This window comes from Marinimicrobium sp. C2-29 (assembly GCF_038419845.1).
Lineage (GTDB): Bacteria > Pseudomonadota > Gammaproteobacteria > Pseudomonadales > Cellvibrionaceae > Marinimicrobium.
Map to the genome: position 1 here is coordinate 93,852 of NZ_JBCAQT010000013.1, position 20,530 is coordinate 114,381.

Below are 20,530 nucleotides of genomic sequence, written 5' to 3' on the forward strand. Positions count from 1 at the left end.
CAAAACTCCGCGAGTTTAGGAGGTTGGGAGATTAGGAGATTGGGAGGTCAGTGGGCGTGACCGTGGCCAATATCGCTGCCACCCACCGAGGCGAGTTTCACCAGGTAGGCCCCTTCACTGACTACCCGTTCCTTAGCATCCAGGCCCCGAAGGACTTCCACCCAGGACCCGTCGCGCACGCCCAGCTCGACCGGGCGCCGCTCAAAACTTTCGCCGCTGATCTGCACATACACCACAGCGCGACCGTCATCGTCGATGACGGCACGGCGGGGGATGGCCAGTCGGTCGGTGGCCGGTTCGGTGAACACCCGGGCCGGCATCCGGGCACCGAGCAGGGTGGGGCCGATGGCCGCCGGGTATTCGACCGTAATGCCGGCGGTACGGCTGTGCGGGTCCACCGCGCTGTCGTGACGCACCACGCGAGCGCCCCGCTCGGCGTCCAGCACCTGCGGGCCCTCGGGGTGATCGAGCCAGGCGCCACTGCTCCGGGCCAGGGCTTCGGCAAACCGCTCCGGAACCCGAATGGCGAGCCAGCGCCGCTCGGGCGCGGCCAGGCGGAAGAGGGGCTCCCCGGCCCTGATGAAAGCGCCGGGGCTGGCGTCGGTGGCGACGACTTCTCCGGTGACGGGCGCCCGCAGGGCAAGGCCCGCCTCGGTGTCTCCGGACTGATACTGCTCGACCCGGGCGCGCGCCGTCTGGAATTCGGTCCGGGCGACATCGCGCGCCTGCCGTGCTTCGAGCAGGCGTCGCTCGGGGATGGCGCCTTCCTCCAGCAGGCCGGTCAGCCGCTCGACATCCTTTTCGGCCAGCGTCAGGCGGGAGCGGGCCTGCTCCAGGGCCAGTGCCAGGCTGCCCACATCGGATTCGCTCCCCAAGCGGGGAATCAGGGTGCCCAGTCGGGTGCCCCGCTCCACACGCTGGCCCGGCTGAGCCAGTTGAGCCGTGGCAATGTAACCGTCCGCTGGGGCGCGCACGATGGCGCCGGCATCGGCGGGGGCGGTGACGGTCCCGAAACCGGGCACCGAGGCCCGCAGGGGCCGGGGCCGGACCACCTCGGTGGCAAACCGGTTGTCCCACTGCTGCTCTTTCAGGTATTGGATGTCGCCCTCGGGATGATCGCCGGGGTCTTGAGCCGCATGGGCGTCCGGGAAAACCGTCACCCGGCCCAGGGTGTGCCGGGCCTTCAGCTCCCCCTGAGTCACTTCTACGACCAGGGTGAACTCGCCGGCGTCCCGGGGGGTGACGGTTGGCCGGAAAATGCCGGGGCTGGCCGGCTCATTGACCCGAAATCGGGCCACGGAGCGTCCTTCGCGCTGGATCAGCACGTCCATCCGCCCTTCGGCCAGTGGCTGGAAGTCACTCAGTCGGGTCACATGGGCAACGAAGGGCGAGGCATGTCCCGCGACCAGGGCCGGAAATTCCACAAACAGCTCGGTGCTGTCACTGAAATCGGTGTAGACCCGGGCGCCGGTGTCGTGCTCGTCGTGGGCCGCATGAGAGCCGTCGGTACCGTGGGCGTGGCCATGATCATCCGTCGGGGCGTCGGAGCACCCCGCCAGGGTCAGAGCCAGACCCAATCCCAGAGCCAACCCCAGACCCAATGCCCGGGCGCGTGAATCAATGGGCATGATCGTGGTCTTCGCCGTGTTCGTGGTCGCCATCGTGGTGTTCGTGCTCCTGGTCGTCGTGTTCTTGGTCATGGTCGCCGTCGTGGTGCTCTGCGTCGGTAACTGTACCCTCGGTGTCGGCCTGTTCGGCCTCGTCCCCGTAGTAGGCTTCGGTCGAGGCGTGGTCGTGATCATCATGGCTGTGATCACCGTCGTGGCTATGGTCATCTCCATCGCCGTGATCGTGCGCTTCATCACCGTTATGGGCACCTTCATCATCATGGGCACCTTCCTCATGGCGATGCTCGTCCTCGTGCATGGCGTCATCGTCATGGGGATGCTCGGCATCGCTGCAGGCGGCCAGAGCCAGGGTCAGTGCGGCGAGGGTCATCAGGGGCTTCATTGAAATCATGGGTGATCTCCTGTCAGTCAGACGGTTCAGTTGGATATCAGAAGGTTCAGTTGGATATAGGTGCGGCGGGCTTCCAATTCGCGTTGCAGCGCCTCCCGGCGGGCGTCAAGTTCCGAGCGGTGGGCGTCGATCAGTTCCGCGATGCTGAGCTCGCCGGCGGCGTAACTGCTTTCGGCGATGTCCGAGAGCGAGCTTGAGTCTGTCTCTGTGTTCCGTTGCAGCGCCAGGGCGGCCTGCCGCTGGGCCCTCAAGGCACGTTGCAGCGTCTGGAGGCGGGTAGTGAGCTCGGCGCGGGCCAGGGCCCGGTCTGCCCGTTGTTGTTGCGCGAGGCTGCGCTGGGTGCGGGCCTCACCGGTGTTCCGATCAAACAGTGGAATCTCAAGCCCGACGGATACCACATTCCCCTCGGCCTGAAAACCGGGTTCGGTCACCTCTTTGCGGCCCACACCAAGGGTCAGTTCCGGCCAGCGTTGGCGTTCGGCGGCGCGTGCGCGCACGGCGGCGCTCTCGGCTTCCGCTGACAGCGCCTGCAACAACGGGCTCTCTGCGAGGGTGTCTCCGGCGTCCGGTGCCCGGGGCGGGAGTAGGCGGCCTGTCAGCGGGCGGTCGCTCTCGCCAATCAGCTGCGTGAGTCGGTCCCGGGCCGACATCGCTTCGGCTTGCGTCTGCAGTCGCTCACCGTCGAGCAGTGCCAGCTCCTGTTGCAGACGGCTGAGTTCATAGCGGGAAGCGTCGCCCGCTTCCACCCGTTGTGCGATGGCTTCGGTCAACTCCGAAAAACGCCGGTGCCAGTCGGCGACCAGTTCGGCGTCTCGCCGGGCCGCCAGAACCTGGTAAAAGCGGCTTCGAATATCGGCAGACCATTCCAGTCGGGCGTAGTCGTTGCGCATGCCAGCGGCCCGGTACTGGTGCCGGGCCGCTTCCCGGGTCAGCCCGTCAACGCCGGCCAGGTTGATGCGCTGACGGATCGACCAGGTGTCCTCTTCGGAGTCGCCCTCTGGCAGTTCCAGGGTTTCGCGGCTGTATTCGATTTCGGGGTTGGCCCAGCGGCCGGCGGATTCGAGCTTACCCCGGGCAAGGTCCGCGTGGGCGTCCCAGCGGTCGGACGCGTCCGATTGTTCGAGACCGAGGCGGACCGCCTCCTCTTCCGTCAGGGGCGGGGCGCCACTGGCGAGGCTGGACGCCAGCAAAAAGAAGCAGAAGAGGTGGGGAGTGCATCGGTGCACAGCTAGGCTCCTACCAGAAAACCGGAATGGGTTTTGATGACGCGACGGATAACGGCGTCACGACGAGACGGCTGATTATGACATACAAGGCCGGCGTGGGGGGGCGGCGACCGGGCAGGGTGCCGTATCGCTCCTCTGTTTCCTGGCACTGTATCTCGGTGACCGGAGTGTGGATAATGCGCGGGTCATCTCTGATTGCAGGAAGGAATGTGTCTGAATTGAAATCATCGGCTTCCGACTCGCCCAAACCGGCGCCCAGTCTATTGCGCTCCAGCTCGTTGGTGAGTGTGCTCACTATGGTCTCGCGCGTGCTCGGGTTGCTGCGGGATATGGTATTTGCCCGGGTGATCGGGGCTGGTGCCGGGGCCGACGCCTTCTTTGTGGCGTTCAAGATCCCCAACTTCATGCGCCGTCTGTTTGCCGAGGGGGCCTTCGCCCAGGCGTTTGTACCGGTTTTGTCCGAGTATCGCCACCAGGGGACCCACGCCGCGGTGAAGGCGCTGGTGGATCGGGTGGCGGGCTGTCTGGGGCTGGTGCTGGTGTCGGTGACGGTGCTCGCCGTGGTGGGAGCGCCCATGGTCACGGCCCTGTTCGCGCCGGGCTTCTGGCTGAATGATCCCGACAAGTACGCGCTCACGGTGGATATGGTGCGGGTGACCTTCCCCTACCTGTTGCTGATTTCCCTGACCGGTTTCGCCGGGGCCATTCTCAACAGTTACGACCGCTTTGCCATTCCCGCCTTCACTCCCGTTATTCTCAATCTGAGCCTGATTCTGGCCGCCCTGGCAGCCGCGCCTCTGGTGGACACGCCCGCCTACGCCCTGGCATGGGGGGTGATGGTGGCAGGGGTCTGTCAGCTGCTGTTTCAGATGCCGTTTTTGCGGCGCCTGCATCTGCTGCCCGCTCCCAAGGTCGACTGGAAAGACCCCGGGGTCAAACGCATTCTCTGGCTGATGGCGCCGGCGCTGTTCGGGGTGTCGGTCAGTCAGATCAATCTGTTGCTGGATACCGTGCTGGCCTCATTCCTGCCCACCGGCAGCGTGTCCTGGTTGTACTACTCCGATCGCCTGGTGGAGTTGCCCCTGGGGGTGTTCGGTATTGCCCTGGCTACGGTGATCACCCCGAGCCTCTCGCGCCAGCATGCCGCCGAGAATCCGGCGGCCTTCAGTCGGACCCTTGATTGGGCGCTGCGTAGCGTGTTGGTGGTGGCGCTGCCGGCGGCCCTGGCGCTGGTGCTGCTGGCCGAGCCGATTCTGTTTACCCTGTTCCAGTACGGCGAGACCAGTGCCCGGGACATGCAGATGGCCTCGCTCAGCCTCCAGGCCTACGCTCTGGGTCTGCTGGCCTTCATGCTCGTGAAGATCCTGGCGCCGGGCTATTTTTCCCGTCAGGACATGAAAACGCCGGTGCGGATCGGCATCTACGCCATGGCCGCCAATATGGTGCTGAACCTGGTGTTTGTGCTGCCGCTGTACTTCATCTTCAATATCGGCCATGTGGGGCTGGCGCTGGCCACGGCGGTGTCGGCCTACCTGAATGCCTTCCTTCTTTATCGGGGCCTGCGCCGCTCCGACACCTATACCCCCGGCCCGGGTTGGGGTTCACGCCTGGTGAGGTTTGCGCTGGCCAACGGCACAATGGTGCTGGTTTTGCTGGCGCTGTTGGGGCAGTGGAGTGACTGGTCGAGCTGGGACTGGTGGAACCGGGTCTGGCGCCTGACCCTGCTCTGCTTTGCCGGACTCTCGGTTTATGGTGTCAGTTTGCGTATTTTTGGCATTAAATTCAGCGAATTCCGCACAAACAGCTAAAAACGGGAAAATCGTCGTGTCTGTGCTACGCTTGTGGTTATGGGCGACAATTCCAACAGAACAGTACCCGGTGCGCCCCGTTCAGCGACCGCACCCGGCCAGCAGGAGTCCTCGGTTCCCGCCGATCAGACCCCGGAGCAGGCGCGTGCCTGCGCCATTGATTTGAGCTTTGATTCCGAATCGTCTCTGGTGTGGGCTCACCTGACACCGTCCAGGGCCGCTCAGCCGGTCAGTGTTGCCAGTCTCCGGGCGCAGCTGGAAACGTCCGGTTTCGGGGCTTACCACGCTCCCGAGGCCACGCTGGAATCGGTGGTGCAAAAAGCCAACAACCGCCAGCCCGGGGATTTTGTTGTGGCAGAGCGCCGCGACGCCCAGCCCGAATGGCAGGTCAGCGATGACAGAGAAGCGGTCTATCTCACCCTGCACCGTGCCTGGGGCGGGCGCCCCGTGACCCGCAACTACCTGCTGGAAGAGCTGGCGCAGCTGGGGGTGCCCGAGCGCTGCATTCTGGCCATTCCCTTCGAGGAAGTGCTCTCCATGGGGCAGGCCGAGCACCAGATTATCGCCCGCGCGATCCCGCCCAAAAACGGAGAAAACACCCGGTTTGAGACGCTGATCGAGGGCGACCGGGACCTGTCGCCGGTCGAGGATGACAAGGGCCGGGTGGATATGCACCAGCTGCACGATTTTGTGGTGGTGGACCCGGGTACCCCCCTGATGCGGCGAATTCCCGCCACTCAGGGCGAGGCCGGCGTCAATGTCCTGGGCGAGCCGCTTGAGCCCAGACCGGGCAAGGAGCTGCCCTACGGCAAGGACTGCGAGGGGACAGAGCCGGATGCCCGTGATCCCGACATTCTTTGCGCGTCGATCAAGGGCCACCCGGTCACGCTTCGCCAGGGCGTCCGTGTCGATCCGGTCCTGAGGGTGAAGAACGTGGATCTCTCGACCGGGGACATCGATTTTGACGGCTCCCTGGAGGTGGCGGGGGATGTCACCAGTGGTTTTGTGGTGAGTGCCACGGGGGATGTGATCGTGCGCGGCATGGTCGAAAAAGCCGAAGTCTATGCCGGCAAAAGTCTGATCATCTCCGGGGGTGTCATGGGCGAAGACGCCGGCCAGGATGACCGGGGACAGCTGACGTTACGGACCCGCCTGCGCGCCGGCGACAACCTGAGCGCCAAATTCATCAATCTGGCCGAGGCCTCGGCCGGGGGCGACCTGGAGGTGCGCGAATACGCCCTGCAGAGCCAGCTGAGCGCCGGGCGCGACCTGTTGCTGGGGCAGCCCAGCGGCAAAGGCAGCCTCATCGGCGGCTGGGCCAGGGCCGGCCGGGCGCTGGTGGCCAATGTTCTGGGGAGCGAAGCCAGTGTGGCCACCGAAGTGATCGTCGGCAAGCCGCCGCGCAAGCGCAAACTCCTGGGCCGACTGCGTCAGGAGAAGGAGTTGTGCGAACACAACTGGAGCAAGTTGAATGATGCTCTGGCAACACTGGAGCAGCAGGGGACGACGGAAGCGGTTCCTGAAACGAAGCGGGCCCGCATCCGCACGACCCTGGAGTCCCAGCGCCGCCGGCGCGGGCGCCTGCAGGCGCTGATCGAGCGGGTCGCCGCCCGCCAGCGGGCCGGGGCCGACTGCCGGGTCCACGTCAAACGCCAGCTGTATGCCAACGTCAGCGTCACCATCGACGGCGTGCGCCATACCTACCATCAGGACCAGGGGCCCAGGCACCTGGTCCGCTCCGGAGCAGAACTGATCAATCGCGCCTGAGCCCGGTAATACCGGGCCTTCACCCCTTACTCCCGCTGTCCGGCTGCTGTATACTCACGCGTTTCTTATTGCTGACTGAGCGAGGCACGCGGGTATTACTGTGAATCCGGCCCCCAGAGAATTCATTCGCGGCCTGCACAACCTGCGCCCCCGGCACCGGGGCTGCGTGGCCACCATCGGATCCTTCGATGGCGTGCATCTTGGCCACAGGGCCATTCTGCGCCAGCTGACCGACGCCGCCCATCAGCATGGCCTGCCGGCCGTGGTGATCATATTCGAGCCTCAGCCGCACGAGTTTTTCTCCCGCGAACGGGCGCCCGCACGCCTGATGCGTCTGCGGGAAAAAGTGCAGGCCCTGTTCGATGCCGGCGTGCAGCGGATCCTGTGCCTGCGCTTCAACGACGAACTGCGCGCGCTGTCCGCCCGGGAGTTTATCGACCGGATACTGGTCAAGGGCTTGGGGATTCGCCATATCGTCGTTGGCGATGACTTTCGCTTCGGCTGCGACCGGCGGGGCGATTTCAACCTGCTGCAGACCGTGGGGCAGGAACAGGGCTTCACTGTCTCCGATTCCTGCACGCTGGAAGTGGCCGGTGCCCGGGTGAGCAGCACCCGCATCCGCGAAGCGCTCGAAGCCGGTGACTTTGCCTTGGCCGAGCAGCTGCTCGGGCGCCCCTACCGGATCACCGGTCGAGTGGGCTACGGCAAACAACTGGGCCGGGAACTGGGCGTGCCCACGGCCAACGTACAGCTGCGCCGCTACCGCTCCCCCCTGCACGGGGTCTTCGCGGTCAAGGCCCGCCTGCCGGATGGCCGTACTCACCCGGGCGCCGCCAATGTGGGCGTGCGACCCACCGTCAGCGGCGACCCGCAGCCGCTACTGGAAGTGCACCTGCTGGATTTCTCCGGCAGCCTGTACGGCCAGATGATCGAAGTGGAATTTCACGGCAAGCTGCGGGAAGAACAGAAGTTTGAATCGGTAGACAAACTGCGCGAGCAACTGCAAAAAGACATTGCCCAGGCGAGACAGTTTTTTGAACCAAAAGCCGAACGGAACAGAACCTGAATCTGGCACTGAGGGCCGAGGCGGGGTAATGCCTTCCAAGACCGTCGAGCGCGGGATTCGCGAAACGAGCCTACAGGGACGTATTTACGGCGAGTCTTGGAAGGCATTACCCCGACTTGGCCCGGATCGAACTAACGAAGTGCACTAAATTCCTGAGAGCCACAAACACTTGGCGAACTGACGATTATGAGCGACTACAAAGCGACACTGAATCTGCCCCATACCGCCTTCGCCATGAAGGCCAACCTGGCCCAGCGCGAGCCCGAAATGCTCAAACGCTGGTATCAGGACAAACTCTACCAACAGATTCGCCAGGCTCGCGCCGGCCGCGAAAAATTCATTTTGCACGACGGCCCACCCTACGCCAATGGTGATATTCACATCGGCCACGCCGTCAACAAAATTTTGAAAGACATCATCGTCAAAAGCAAAACCCTCAGCGGCTTTGACGCCCCCTACGTGCCCGGCTGGGACTGCCACGGCCTGCCCATCGAGCATAACGTCGAAAAGAAACACGGCAAAGCCGGCACCAAACTGGACATGAAAAGCTTCCGCCAGAAATGCCGCGACTACGCCGCCCGACAAGTCAACGGTCAGCGAGAGGATTTCAAACGCCTGGGCGTACTCGGGGACTGGGACAACCCCTACCTGACCATGGACTACCGGTTCGAAGCGGACATCATCCGCTCCCTGGGCAAGATCGCCGAGCAGGGCCATCTGCACAAAGGCTTCAAGCCCGTCTATTGGAGCGTGGTGGGCGGCTCCGCCCTGGCCGAAGCCGAAGTCGAATATCAGGACAAAACCTCCTACTCCATCGACGTCAAATTCGCCTTTACCGACCAGCACGCCCTCGAACACGCTGTGCCCGGACTGAAAGGGCAGGGCGAGGTTTCTCTGGTGATCTGGACCACCACGCCCTGGACCATTCCCGCCAACCAGGCCGTCAGCGTGCATCCGGAGCTGGATTACGCCGTGGTCCAGGTGGGCGGGGAGCGGCTGTTGCTGGCCGAGGCCCTGGTCGAGTCGGTCATGCAGCGCGCGGGTGTCGAAGACTATGAAATCGTCGGCCGCACCCCCGGTCGCGAACTGGAACAGCTGCAGGTGCAGCATCCGTTCTACCCGCGCCAGGTACCCGTCATCCTGGGCGATCACGTCACCACCGAAGCCGGCACCGGCTGTGTTCACACCGCACCCGATCACGGTATGGATGACTTTGTGGTGGGCCAGAAATACGGCATCGGCACCCTCAACTATATCGATGATAATGGCCTCTATCGGGATTCGGTAGAGATCTTTGCCGGCGAGCACGTCTACAAGGTCGATGAAAAAGTGGTCGCACTGCTGGAAGAAAAGGGCGCCCTGTTGGCCCAGGGGAAAATCACCCACAGCTTCCCCCACTGCTGGCGCACCAAAACCCCGCTGATTTTCCGGGCCACGCCCCAGTGGTTTGTGAGCATGACCAAAAACCAGCTGCGCGAGCAGGTGAGCGATGCGGTGGATCAGGTGCAGTGGGTGCCGGATTGGGGCCGCGCGCGTATCGACTCCATGCTGGCCAGCTCGCCCGACTGGTGCATCTCCCGGCAGCGCACCTGGGGTGTTCCCATTGCCCTCTTTGTGCACAAAGAGACCGGCGACCTGCATCCGAAAACGCCCGAGCTGATTGAAGCCGTGGCGAAAAAAGTCGAGCAGGACGGCATGGACGCCTGGTTCGATCTGGACGCCGCCGAGTTGTTGGGGGCCGAGGCCGATCACTACCAGAAAGTGACCGATACCCTGGATGTCTGGTTTGACTCCGGCGTGACCCACCATGCGGTCCTGGAGCAGCGCGAGAATCTGGGCTACCCGGCGGATCTGTATCTGGAAGGTTCGGATCAGCACCGGGGCTGGTTTCAGTCCTCCCTCAAAACCGCCATGGCCATGAATGGCACACCGCCCTACAAAACCGTGCTCACTCACGGTTTCACCGTGGATGCTCAAGGACGCAAAATGTCCAAATCCGTGGGCAACGTGGTGCCTCCACAGAAAGTCATGAAAGAGCTGGGCGCTGATGTGCTGCGCCTCTGGGTGGCGGCTACCGATTTCAGCGGTGAGATGAGTGTGTCCGATGAGATTCTCAAGCGCACCGCGGACTCCTACCGCCGGATCCGCAATACCGCCCGCTTCATGCTCTCCAACCTGAATGGTTTTGAGCCCGAGCATGCGGTCGCTCCCGAGGACATGGTAGCGCTGGACCGCTGGATTCTGGCGCGCACTGCCGAATTACAGAAAGAGATCATCAACGCCTACGACCAGTATCAGTTCCATCATATTTACCAGAAGCTGCACAACTTCTGTGTAGTCGATCTGGGCGGCTTTTACCTGGATATCATCAAGGATCGCCAGTACACCACCCGGGCTGATGGCCTACCGCGCCGCTCGGCCCAGACCGCGCTCTACCACGTGGTGGAAGCCATGGCCCGCTGGATTGCGCCCATTCTGAGCTTTACCGCCGATGAGATCTGGCCCCTGATTCCGGGCGAGCGGCAGGGCCCGGTGTTTGCGGCTGAATGGTATGCCTTGCCGGCTGCCGCGGAATCGGATTTTGACGCCGAAGACTGGGTGCTGATTGCCCGGGTCAAGGACGCGGTCAACAAGGTGTTGGAATCCAAGCGCGCCGAGGGCGAGATCGGCGGTGCGCTCGGAGCGGAAGTGGTGCTCTATGCCGACGAAGAACAGCGGCAGGTGCTGGCCAAACTGGGCGACGAGCTGCGTTTTGTGCTGATCACCTCCACTGCGCAGGTACGGCCGCTGGACGAAGCCACCGAAGCCGAGCTGACCGATATCGAGGGGCTCAAGGTGTCGGTGGAGAAATCGAAATACGACAAGTGTGGCCGCTGCTGGCATCACCGCCCGGATGTGGGCAGCGATGCCAAGCATCCGGAGCTGTGCGCCCGCTGCGTGGACAATGTCGAGGGGCAGGGCGAAGAGCGCCGGTACGCCTGACGTGCCGGCGCAAGCCGTCCATTTACCATTCCACTACTGTTGTATCACTTTGGAACCGAGCGCAAACATGCCATTAAAAATCCCCACCAATGTCTGGCGCTGGTACGCCCTGGCGGCGGTGATCATCATTCTGGATCAGATCAGCAAGCAATGGGTCTCCGCCGCGCTCACCTATGGTGAGCCAGTGGTGTTCACTTCCTTTTTCAACTTCACTCTGCTGCATAACCCCGGCGCGGCTTTCAGCTTCCTGAGTACCGCCGGCGGCTGGCAACGCTGGTTTTTCGCCGTGTTGGCGGCGGCGATCAGCATCGTTCTGGTGGTCTGGCTGACGCGGGTGGCGCATCGGCGCTACGAGGCGCTGGCGCTGGCCCTGATCCTGGGCGGCGCTCTGGGCAACCTCTACGATCGCGTCCTGCTGGGGTACGTGGTGGACTTTATCGTGGTGCACTACCAGGACAACTACTGGCCGGCGTTCAATATTGCCGACTCGGCCATCACCGGGGGCGCCGCTTTGCTGATCATTGATATGCTGTTCGTAAAGGACAAAGAGGGACAGAACACATGACCGAACAATTACCCGTAGGCCCCGGCACCACCGTGACCCTGCATTTCGCTCTACGGCTGGAAGACGGTGAAGAGATCGATTCCAATTTCGAGCAGAGCCCCGCCACCTTTACCGTGGGCGATGGCAACCTGCTACCCGGTTTTGAGAAGGCCATGTACGGGCTGAAAGCCGGCGCCCGGGAAACCCTGGTGGTGGGCCCCGAGGAGGGCTTTGGCCAGCACAATCCGAGCAATATTCAGGAGATCCCCCGGGACCAGTTTGACGCCGGGCTGGAGCTGGAGGAGGGGCTGATGCTCTCTTTCGCCGACGCCCAGAAATCCGAGCTGCCGGGGGTGGTGCGGGAGTTTGACGACAAGCGCGTTGTCATCGATTTCAACCATCCGCTGGCCGGGCGCGACATCATATTCGATGTGGCTATTTTGAACGTGGAGCCCGCACAGGTACACTGACCCCATGGAAATCAAACTCGCAAACCCCAGAGGCTTCTGTGCCGGCGTCGACCGGGCCATTGACATCGTCAATCGGGCCCTGGACGTCTTCGGCGCCCCCATTTATGTCCGCCACGAGGTGGTACACAACAAGTTCGTGGTGGACAGCCTGCGCGAACGGGGCGCGATTTTCGTCGAAGAGCTGGATCAGGTGCCTGATGACGTCATCGTGATTTTCAGTGCTCACGGCGTCTCGCGCGCCGTGCGCAAACAGGCCGAAGACCGGGGTCTGCAGGTGTTTGACGCCACCTGCCCGCTCGTGACCAAGGTGCACGTGGAGGTGGTCCGCTACAGCCGGGAGGGCCGCGAGTGCATCCTCATTGGCCACGCCGGTCACCCCGAGGTGGAGGGCACCATGGGCCAATATGATGCCGGTAATGGCGGGGCCATCTATCTGGTGGAAGATGAAGAGGATGTGGCGGCTCTGGAGGTCAAGAACCCCGACTTTCTCGCCTATGTCACCCAGACCACGCTCTCCATGGATGACACCGCCCGGGTCATTGATTCGCTGCGGCAGAAGTTTCCCGAGATCCTGGGGCCGCGCAAAGACGACATCTGTTACGCCACCACCAATCGCCAGGATGCCGTGCGTCAGCTGGCCCTGGAGTGCGATCTGGTACTGGTGGTCGGCTCTCACAACAGCTCCAATTCCAACCGGCTCAAGGAGCTGGCCGAGCGCTGCGGTACCGAGGCCTACCTGATTGACGGGCCGGAGTGCATCAGGCGCGAATGGCTCAACGACAAGCTCAGCATCGGCATTACCGCCGGTGCCTCGGCCCCGGAAGTGCTGGTGAATCAGGTCGTTGAGAAGTTGCGCGGCTGGGGAGCACAGACCGCCGAAGAGGCGGCGGGCATTCCTGAGAACATCAGCTTCAGTCTGCCCCGGGAGCTGCGCTAAGTAGCCTCAACGTCACCCTCAGGCGTCGAGGCACTCCTCGGCGTCGATCACCTGCTGTCGCACCCTTCCCATGCGGGCCAGGACCAGCTTATACCCTTCGCTTCCCGCCTCCGGGCAGATCGTGATGGTCCCCGCCTGAAATCCGCCGCGCGGGGTGCCGGTGGCGTGTCGGCTCTCGCCTGTTCCAATGTAAGAAATATAGCGCGACACTTTGCTGTTACCGCTAATGCGGATATCGCTCCCTGGCGTCTGATGCTCTAGGATAAGCGCCTCACCCGGGTCCCGCTCGCCGTTGTGATTCAGGTCGTCAAACAGCTCCCATCCCCGATCCCAGTTTCCCTTTGCCCTGAGCGTCGCGCGGCCATTGCGGGTGATGGCTCGCACGCGGGCGGTCTGAATGGCTTCGTACAGGCTCAGTGTGGCCGTACGGGTCTGGGTCTGGTGAATCTGGCTCTGCAGGCTGGGGATGCCCCAGGCAAGCAGCAGGGAAAGAATGATCAGAGTGATAAGCAGTTCCAGCAGGGTGAAACCACGCTGTGACATAATTTTCCTCCTTGATGTCGCTGTGCGCCACTTAGTGGGCTGTGCAGCCCACTAGGGCGCCGTTCATACATCCATGATGACCACATGTCGCGAGTCGCTGCGCGGTGTCCGGCGGGCTGTGGTAGCGTTGCGTAATATAAAGGTCGAAAATCCGGGCGTCCAGCGCCGGCTAAGACCGAATGGTTATCAACCGGGCCATGCCTCATTAGGCCAAAACAAGAGTTGTTGTTATATGCGTCAAATATGCAAATCTGGCCGCTCGATGCGAGGGTTTACCCTGATAGAGATGCTGGTCACGCTTCTGGTGCTGGCCATTATTCTTGGCTTTGCCATCCCCAGTTTCACCGATCAGATCCGCAATAACCGCTCGCTCACTTTCGGTGAAGAGTTTGCCACGGCCCTGAATTATGTGCGCAGTGAGGCAGTCAAGCGCAGTGGTTCGGTGTCTGTTTGTGCGAGCAATGACGCGGGCACCGGCTGTGGCAGCGACTGGACCAATGGTTGGCTGGCCTTCGTCGATGAGGCGGCTAACACCACGGATGCCAGCGTGACGGTGGGAGAGGTACTGCGTTACTGGGATCCGGCCAACAATGAAATGACACTTGAGGTGACACGTGGTGGTAGCGCTACCGATTTTGTCCGGTTTGTCAGCATGGGAGGCCTGGCTCGAATCAATAATGACAATGTCCCCGTGAATGCCACCGCGAAGCATGAGAGCTGCACGGGCAATGCCGCGCGGGCCATCAGAGTGGGTGTGTCGGGCTCAGTGCAGATGCGGCGGGTGAACTGTTGAGGGTGAGTAAGCTTATGTTGAGTTCCGGTATTAAGCAGCAGCGCGGCGTCGGGTTGATCGAGGTGCTGGTCACGGTATTGATTCTGGCCACCTCGCTGTTGGCCATGGGCGCCCTGCAGTCCCGTTCTCTGCAGTTCAACCACAGCGCTTACCTCCGTTCCCAGGCGAATGTCATGGCCTATGACATTCTGGATCGGATGCGGATCAATCAAGGGCAGCTGGGCAGTTATGACCATGGCCTTGAGGATACCAAGCCGGGGACCGGCGGTGGCCTGGCTAGCAGGGATCTCAACGAGTGGCTGACGGCGGTAGAGCGTACGCTTCCCGGCGGCAAAGGTGCGGTCGACTGCGCTGATCGTGTCTGCACCGTCACGCTCGAGTGGATTGAGCAGGACAGCCTGGCCGATAGTGAGGAGGCGCCTGATGAAGAGCAGGAAACCACGACGTTCACTTATGAAACCCGAATATGAGGTCCAGGGCGATGTATAAACAGAAAGGCCTGTCACTGATTGAACTGATGATCTCACTCACGCTCGGGATTGTGTTGATGACGGGCGTCGTGCAGATGTTCCTGACCAGCCGCACAACCTACAGTCATCAGCAGGCGATTTCGCGGATTCAGGAGGGCGGCCGGATGGCGGTTGACTTCCTGGCCCAGGATATCCGCATGGCCGGATATATGGGCTGTGCCAGTGATAATGCCGAAATCACCCTTGGTCTGGACTCTGGTGACGAGTCGGATGACTATAAGTATGAATTCAGCGAGGCGATCCGTGGCTACGCGGCGGCCGATGCGCCGGGAACTCTGGCGCCGGCAGCTGACACGGATGTGCTCGTCATCCGCCGGGCATCCGGCGAGGGTGTTCCCATTATCGAAGAGCACGAGCAGGCTACCAACGCCAACTTGAAGGTGGACGGGGAGGTCTCCGATAAATGCCTGGTTGGTGTCGGCTTTTGTGCAAATCAGGTCGGGGTGATTACCGACTGTACGAAAGGACGGGTCTTTCGCGCCGTCACCATCTCCAACAGTAGCGGCAAACCGACGATTGCTCACAGTAAAGGTGGGGGCTCCGGCGTTCGCTCAAACGTTGATAATACGCTCGGCGACCAGGGCTACGCCGATGGTTCACGGATCATGGCTCTCAATACGATTGCCTACTATGTTGCCGACAGTGATTTTTCGCCCGATGGTGCGGCGCCGGTCAGAAGTCTCTGGAAGCAGGTGGGAGAGGAGACTCCGGTCGAATTGATTGAAGGCGTGGAGGACATGACGATCCATTACGGGCTGGATATTGGCGCTCCAGACGGTGTGCCTGATACCTACAGGGCTCAATCGGCCATGGCCGCCACGGATTGGGACAATGTGCGGTCAGTACGGTTGTATCTGTTATTGCAGGGCGCTCAGCCAAATGTCCTGCCCGAGTCTCAAACACTGGACTTTGCCGGGGAGGAGCTGACCTTCACCGACGGTCGCATGCGCCAGATTTTTACCAGTACCGTGGGCATACGCGGGCGACTGGACAACTAAGCCGGGAGTATCGAAATGATGGCGAAGAGAGAATGTCGAGTGGCGTGCGCTGAACGACAGCGCGGAGCGGTCTTGCTCATGGGCCTGATCATGGTCCTGTTGATGACGATCGTCGGTCTGGCCGCCATTCGTGGCAGTGGCCTGCAGGAAATCATGGCGGGCAACATGCGCGATCGCAACGTGGCGTTTCAGGCCTCCGAAGCGGGCTTGGGAGCGGCTGAAGAGTATGTTGAAGCAACCACCCTGGAAGAAACGGACTTTGACGGCTCAACCCCCGGTCTCGTTATGGACCTGGGCGCGTCCGGAAAAGTCCGAATTGAAGCCTGGACGGCGGAAGACTGGGCCGCGGCCAGAGAAGTTGGCTTTGATCTTGAAGGGGTGAAGGAGCAGCCCCGGTACGTCGTTGAGAAAGTCGATGTGTCCGAATATGACCTGAAGCGGATGTTAAGCATGAGTGCCAGGGACTCTATCCCGATCAATGTCAATTTCTACCGGGTCAGCAGTCGGGGCGTGGGTGCCACCGGGAACAGTGATGCCGTTGTTCAATCCAACTATGTCAAACTGAATTAGCCAGAGGTGGTGGAGATGAGTCAATTATCAGCCGTAAAGAGGGTGTCTGCCTCCGCAGCCATACTCCTTTCCTGTGCTCTGGGCGCTCATTCGGTGACCGCGAACGAATTTGTGCCTGCCGATGCGCAGGACCCGCTGTTTCTGTCTGCGCCCGTTCGGCCCATCATGATGCTGAACATGTCAAATGATCATCAGCTGTACTTCAAGCTTTACGATGATTACTCCGACTTGACCGAGGACGGTCTGGCGGACACCACCTATGTTCACAGTCATACCTATTTTGGTTACTTCAACAGTGAAACCTGCTACGACTACAGCGACGGTGTTTACGAGCCAAGCAGTGCTGTTGATAGTGAAGGTTATTGCAGCTCAAAGTGGAATGGCAACTTTCTGAACTGGGCCACCATGACCCGTATGGATGCGGTCAGGAAAATTCTCTATGGCGGGTCTCGCCAGGTCGACACCGCAGAGCGAACCGTTCTGGAACGCGCTTTCATTCCCCACGATGCTCACTCCTTTGCCAAGTATTATAACGGTTCGGATATTAACAAGCTCGTTCCTTTCACAGTGACGAGCGGTGTCGAGCGGAGCCAGGCCAGTGGCATAACCATCTGCAATACCACTGAGGGAACCGGAGAGTCACAGACGGTGAGTTCGCCTCCTCTGTTGAGGGTCGCCAAAGGGAATTACTCGTTGTGGGCCAGTAATGAGCGCTGGCAGTGCCGCTGGGCGGATGATGTCAGTGGTGGCAATGGTCAAAACAACAATGATTCCACTTTGACGGGAATTTATGCCTCTTCCAGCAGCCCGGACCAGGATGATGTGGGTCTGGGCAGCGGAGACTACAATGTCCGGGTGTCCGTGTGTGAGTCCGGTTTTTTCGAAGACAACTGCTCCAAATACCCGGATGGCAATTTCAAACCCACAGGACTGCTTCAACAGTATGGCGAGACGGGCCGCATACAGTTCGGCCTGCTGACCGGCTCCTATGCCAAGAACAAATCGGGTGGGGTGCTACGCAAGAATGTCGGCGATATGACGGACGAAATCAACGTTGAGACCGACGGCACCTTCAAGGCCGCTCCGACGGCAGGGAACATCATTGGCACGCTCGACAGCCTCCGGATTTATGGTTACAACTACGGTGATGGCCTATATAGTGGCGATGATTGTCCGTTTGGCTTGACCGGGTTTGAAGATGGAACCTGTTCCAACTGGGGCAACCCACAGTCAGAAATCTATCTGGAGTCGCTGCGGTACCTCGCGGGCGCCAGCGCCAATACGGCCTTCAGTGCGGATGACTCGGCCTATATATCCGGGCTGGTTTCGGCTGAATGGGTCGACCCACTCGGTGCAGAAAATTACTGCGCGCCCTTGAGTGTCGTTCAGTTCAATGCTTCCACCAGCTCGTACGACGGCCAGACGCCCAACCACACTGATATCGGTATTACCGGCAGCGTTGAAGACTGGGTCAACAAAATTGGTGCCGCCGAAGGTATTCATGGCAGTGAATTTTTCGTGGGAGAAACAGCGTCTGATGACGATCAGCTTTGTACCCCGAAAACCATATCCAATCTCAGTGATGCCAGTGGTACCTGCCCCGACGCTCCGCGCCTGGAGGGCACCTATAACATTGCCGGCATGGCCTATTACGCCAGAGACAACAGTATAAGATCGGATCTGAAGGAAAACACTCAGGAGGTGACAACCTATGGTGTAGCGCTCTCGCCGGCGACACCCTCGGTGACCGTTCCGGTTCCCGGCGGCGCGGAAGGTCAGGTTGTGAACATATTGCCCGCGTGCCAGAACCAGGAGACGGATGAAGCCGGCAACTCTGAGGGCAACTGTGCCATCGTCGACTTCAAGATTGTGTCCCAGACCAGTACCGATGCTTCTAGTAAGGGCAAACTGTACATCAACTGGGAAGCGGCCGAGCAGGGGGGCGACTATGACTCCGACATGTGGGGCATTCTTGATTATGTGCTGACCTCGGGGACCTTGACCATTACAACCAACGTTATCGATGAGTCCTCAGAACGTCCGCTGGGGTTCGGTTATGTGCTGAGCGGTACCAGCACCGACGGTTTTCATGCTCACTCGGGAATGAATGGTTTTACCTACACCGATGAGACAGCGCCTGCCGGCGCGGTGATCAATGGTTGCTCTGACTGCCAGAGTTCGGATACGGCCACGACCAATACCTATATCGTCCAGGAAGCATCGACACAGCGGCTCGAACCGCCTCTGTTTTACGCGGCAAAATGGGGTGGCTATCCGGATGATGACATGACCGAGGAAGACATCCGCGATATCGAGGACCCCGACACCTACTCCGAAGCCCGTAATCCTCAGGCCTTGCAGGAGTCTCTGGGGGCGGCGTTCGGTCGGGTGGCTGACAGTATTGGGGCCGCCTCCTCGGTCGCAACCAACTCAACCCGCTTGAGCAAAGACGATTTTCTGTACCAGGCGCGCTTCAGCAGCACCGACTGGTCCGGGGAGGTCAGAGCTTTCCCGGTCGGAGCCGACGGCTTTATCGATATCAGTGATCCTTTCACCACGGTGGAGGCGTTCGCGGATATCAGCTATGTCGCCAGGCACATCTATACCCTCAACTCGGAGACCGGCAATCAGGTCAAATTTGAGTGGTCGCTGGTTTCGGATGCACAGCGGGCCGTTTTTGACCTGGCGGGCTCGGCGATCAGTGCTGAGAACCGTTTCAACTGGGTGCGTGGAGACCAGGGAAGCGAAGGCATTGATGAGTTGCGTCAGCGGGATCAGATCCTGGGCGATATTGTCAACTCCAGCCCGGTCCACTATGGCCAGCGCGACCATGGGTACTCCCGTCTGGGAGGCGACCTGGGGGCCGCCTATACCACCTACCTGGCGAGCAAGCGAGACCGGGCACCGTCAATACTGGTGGGGGCCAACGACGGTATGCTGCACTCGTTCTACGCGGATGACAGTACCGGGAAGGTGCTGCAGGAGCGGTTTGCCTATATTCCTCTGGGTGTGTATGACTCTTTGCCCAACCTGACGATGCCGAGCTATGGCCGGGCCGACAATGGCCACCGCTACACGGTCGATGGCCCGGTGACCGTCTCTGATGCGTACTTCGATGGGGCCTGGCGAACTGTGGCGGTGGGCACCCTGGGAGCCGGTGGTAAGGGCATTTACGCCCTCGATATCACGGACCCGGACTACCCGGAAGTGATTTTTGACTATACCGGCGAGAATGAGCAAGGCTTGGGGTACATCATGGGGGAGCCGGTGGTGGCCCGTATGGCCAATGGCAAGTGGATGGTCGTGTTTGGTAATGGCTATACCACCGGTGGTGGTCATCTGTTCGCGCTGGACCTGGAGAGCCCCGCTTTGCCCGGCATCAAGCTGTCGGCGGGTGACGCTTCTACGGGGCTGTCAGGCGTGTCTCTGCTTCCCGGTCGGGACGGTACTATTGAACGGGCTTACGCCGGGGATCTCCAGGGGAATATCTGGCGGTTTGATCTGAATGATGAAACCACGGGTAACTGGAAGCTGGGTCTGGCGGGCAAGCCGCTGTTTACGGCCAAAGATGCGGACGGCAAGTTTCAGCCGATCACGGCGGCGCCGGAGCTCGGGTTCAATTCCGCCAAGGATAACGCGGTGATGGTCTATTTCGGCACCGGCAAATACCTCGATAGCGGGGACAACGGCGATATTTCCCACACCAACAGTTTCTATGGTATTGCGGATACCGGGGTGGCACTGACCTATACAACCGCTCGCACCGAGATCCTGCACGAAAAAGGTCTGGCCTGGGATACGGCGGAGTCCAACAGAACGGTTGAGGACGACTTTGGCATGGACTGGGCCGAGGACGAGGGCTGGTTCCTGGACTTCGATCTTGTCGATGGCGAGCGAGTGATTGAAACTCCGATGTTGCTGTTCGACCGGTTGTTGTTTGCGACCATCAATCCGTCGGATGTTCCCTGTGAGTATGGCGGCACCAGCTGGTTGATGGACCTGATTGCGGTCGGCACGCCCTTTGATAATGACGAGCGCTTACTGGAAGAGTTCGTGCAGACGAACTCCATGATTCTGGGGCCGCCTCTGGTCGGAGTAGTGGACGCCAGTTCGGGGCTTGCGTTTCTGAATACCTCGGACGGCAAGGCGTTTGATGAAAAAGACTCCGGGGAAGACGGTGATGGATCCGGCGGCGGTGGCGGCGGTGGGACGCCATTGGATTGGCCGGAAAGCGCTATCGGCCGCCAGTCTTGGCAGCAGATTCGATGAGAAATCTT

16 protein-coding genes are annotated in these 20,530 nt (G+C 61.1%); 12 read left to right on the top strand and 4 right to left on the bottom strand.

Going from position 1 to position 20,530, the window contains the following annotated elements; translation table 11 throughout:
- Window positions 1-47: 47 nt before the first annotated feature.
- From AAE484_RS13610 to AAE484_RS13620, 3 genes are read right to left on the bottom strand one after another with little or no spacing between them, the layout of a single operon-like run.
- Window positions 48-1,628, bottom strand: coding sequence for an efflux RND transporter periplasmic adaptor subunit (locus AAE484_RS13610; protein WP_341938953.1), 1,581 nt, complete (start codon window positions 1,626-1,628; stop codon window positions 48-50).
- Window positions 1,618-2,019, bottom strand: a complete 402-nt coding sequence (locus AAE484_RS13615; RefSeq protein WP_341938954.1) for a hypothetical protein — start codon at window positions 2,017-2,019, stop codon at window positions 1,618-1,620. The genes AAE484_RS13610 and AAE484_RS13615 overlap by 11 nt, the downstream gene beginning before the upstream one ends.
- Window positions 2,020-2,045: 26 nt before the next feature.
- Window positions 2,046-3,245: a TolC family protein gene (locus tag AAE484_RS13620; protein ID WP_341938955.1), complete on the bottom strand. Its 1,200-nt coding sequence runs from the start codon at window positions 3,243-3,245 to the stop codon at window positions 2,046-2,048.
- 209 nt (window positions 3,246-3,454) lie between these two features.
- Here AAE484_RS13620 and murJ point away from each other — a divergent pair, with 209 nt between their 5' ends.
- The 7 genes from murJ (at window position 3,455) to ispH (ending at window position 12,819) form a co-directional block, all read left to right on the top strand.
- Window positions 3,455-5,053 (top strand): murein biosynthesis integral membrane protein MurJ, encoded by a 1,599-nt coding sequence (gene murJ / locus AAE484_RS13625; protein ID WP_445928859.1) that lies wholly within the window; start codon window positions 3,455-3,457, stop codon window positions 5,051-5,053.
- 39 nt (window positions 5,054-5,092) lie between these two features.
- Window positions 5,093-6,820: a DUF342 domain-containing protein gene (locus AAE484_RS13630; RefSeq protein WP_341938956.1), complete on the top strand. Its 1,728-nt coding sequence runs from the start codon at window positions 5,093-5,095 to the stop codon at window positions 6,818-6,820.
- Between the two features lie 100 nt (window positions 6,821-6,920).
- Window positions 6,921-7,886 carry a bifunctional riboflavin kinase/FAD synthetase gene (ribF, locus tag AAE484_RS13635; protein ID WP_341938957.1) on the top strand — a complete coding sequence of 322 codons (966 nt, stop codon included), beginning with the start codon at window positions 6,921-6,923 and terminating at the stop codon, window positions 7,884-7,886.
- Window positions 7,887-8,072: 186 nt separating this feature from the next.
- Window positions 8,073-10,868: an isoleucine--tRNA ligase gene (gene ileS / locus AAE484_RS13640; protein ID WP_341938958.1), complete on the top strand. Its 2,796-nt coding sequence runs from the start codon at window positions 8,073-8,075 to the stop codon at window positions 10,866-10,868.
- 67 nt (window positions 10,869-10,935) lie between these two features.
- Entirely contained in the window at window positions 10,936-11,433 is a 498-nt protein-coding gene (gene lspA / locus AAE484_RS13645) for a signal peptidase II (protein ID WP_341938959.1), read from the top strand.
- On the top strand, window positions 11,430-11,882 hold the full coding sequence (locus tag AAE484_RS13650; protein ID WP_341938960.1) for an FKBP-type peptidyl-prolyl cis-trans isomerase: 453 nt from the start codon (window positions 11,430-11,432) through the stop codon (window positions 11,880-11,882). Before lspA ends, AAE484_RS13650 begins: the two co-directional genes overlap by 4 nt.
- Before the next feature lie 4 nt (window positions 11,883-11,886).
- A complete protein-coding gene (gene ispH, locus AAE484_RS13655; RefSeq protein ID WP_341938961.1) occupies window positions 11,887-12,819 on the top strand; it encodes a 4-hydroxy-3-methylbut-2-enyl diphosphate reductase in 933 nt (310 codons plus the stop codon).
- 18 nt (window positions 12,820-12,837) lie between these two features.
- On the opposite strand, the gene AAE484_RS13660 is transcribed toward ispH, so the two are convergent.
- On the bottom strand, window positions 12,838-13,362 hold the full coding sequence (locus tag AAE484_RS13660; RefSeq protein ID WP_341938962.1) for a GspH/FimT family pseudopilin: 525 nt from the start codon (window positions 13,360-13,362) through the stop codon (window positions 12,838-12,840).
- Between the two features lie 232 nt (window positions 13,363-13,594).
- Here AAE484_RS13660 and AAE484_RS13665 point away from each other — a divergent pair, with 232 nt between their 5' ends.
- From AAE484_RS13665 to AAE484_RS13685, 5 genes are read left to right on the top strand one after another with little or no spacing between them, the layout of a single operon-like run.
- On the top strand, window positions 13,595-14,155 hold the full coding sequence (locus tag AAE484_RS13665; RefSeq protein WP_341938963.1) for a GspH/FimT family pseudopilin: 561 nt from the start codon (window positions 13,595-13,597) through the stop codon (window positions 14,153-14,155).
- Window positions 14,156-14,169: 14 nt separating this feature from the next.
- Window positions 14,170-14,625, top strand: coding sequence for a type IV pilus modification protein PilV (gene pilV / locus AAE484_RS13670; RefSeq protein WP_341938964.1), 456 nt, complete (start codon window positions 14,170-14,172; stop codon window positions 14,623-14,625).
- An 11-nt stretch (window positions 14,626-14,636) separates the two neighbouring features.
- Window positions 14,637-15,683 carry a PilW family protein gene (locus tag AAE484_RS13675; protein WP_341938965.1) on the top strand — a complete coding sequence of 349 codons (1,047 nt, stop codon included), beginning with the start codon at window positions 14,637-14,639 and terminating at the stop codon, window positions 15,681-15,683.
- Between the two features lie 15 nt (window positions 15,684-15,698).
- Window positions 15,699-16,253, top strand: a complete 555-nt coding sequence (locus tag AAE484_RS13680; protein WP_341938966.1) for a pilus assembly PilX family protein — start codon at window positions 15,699-15,701, stop codon at window positions 16,251-16,253.
- Window positions 16,254-16,268: 15 nt separating this feature from the next.
- On the top strand, window positions 16,269-20,522 hold the full coding sequence (locus tag AAE484_RS13685) for a pilus assembly protein (protein ID WP_341938967.1): 4,254 nt from the start codon (window positions 16,269-16,271) through the stop codon (window positions 20,520-20,522).
- The last annotated feature ends 8 nt before the right edge of the window (window positions 20,523-20,530 follow it).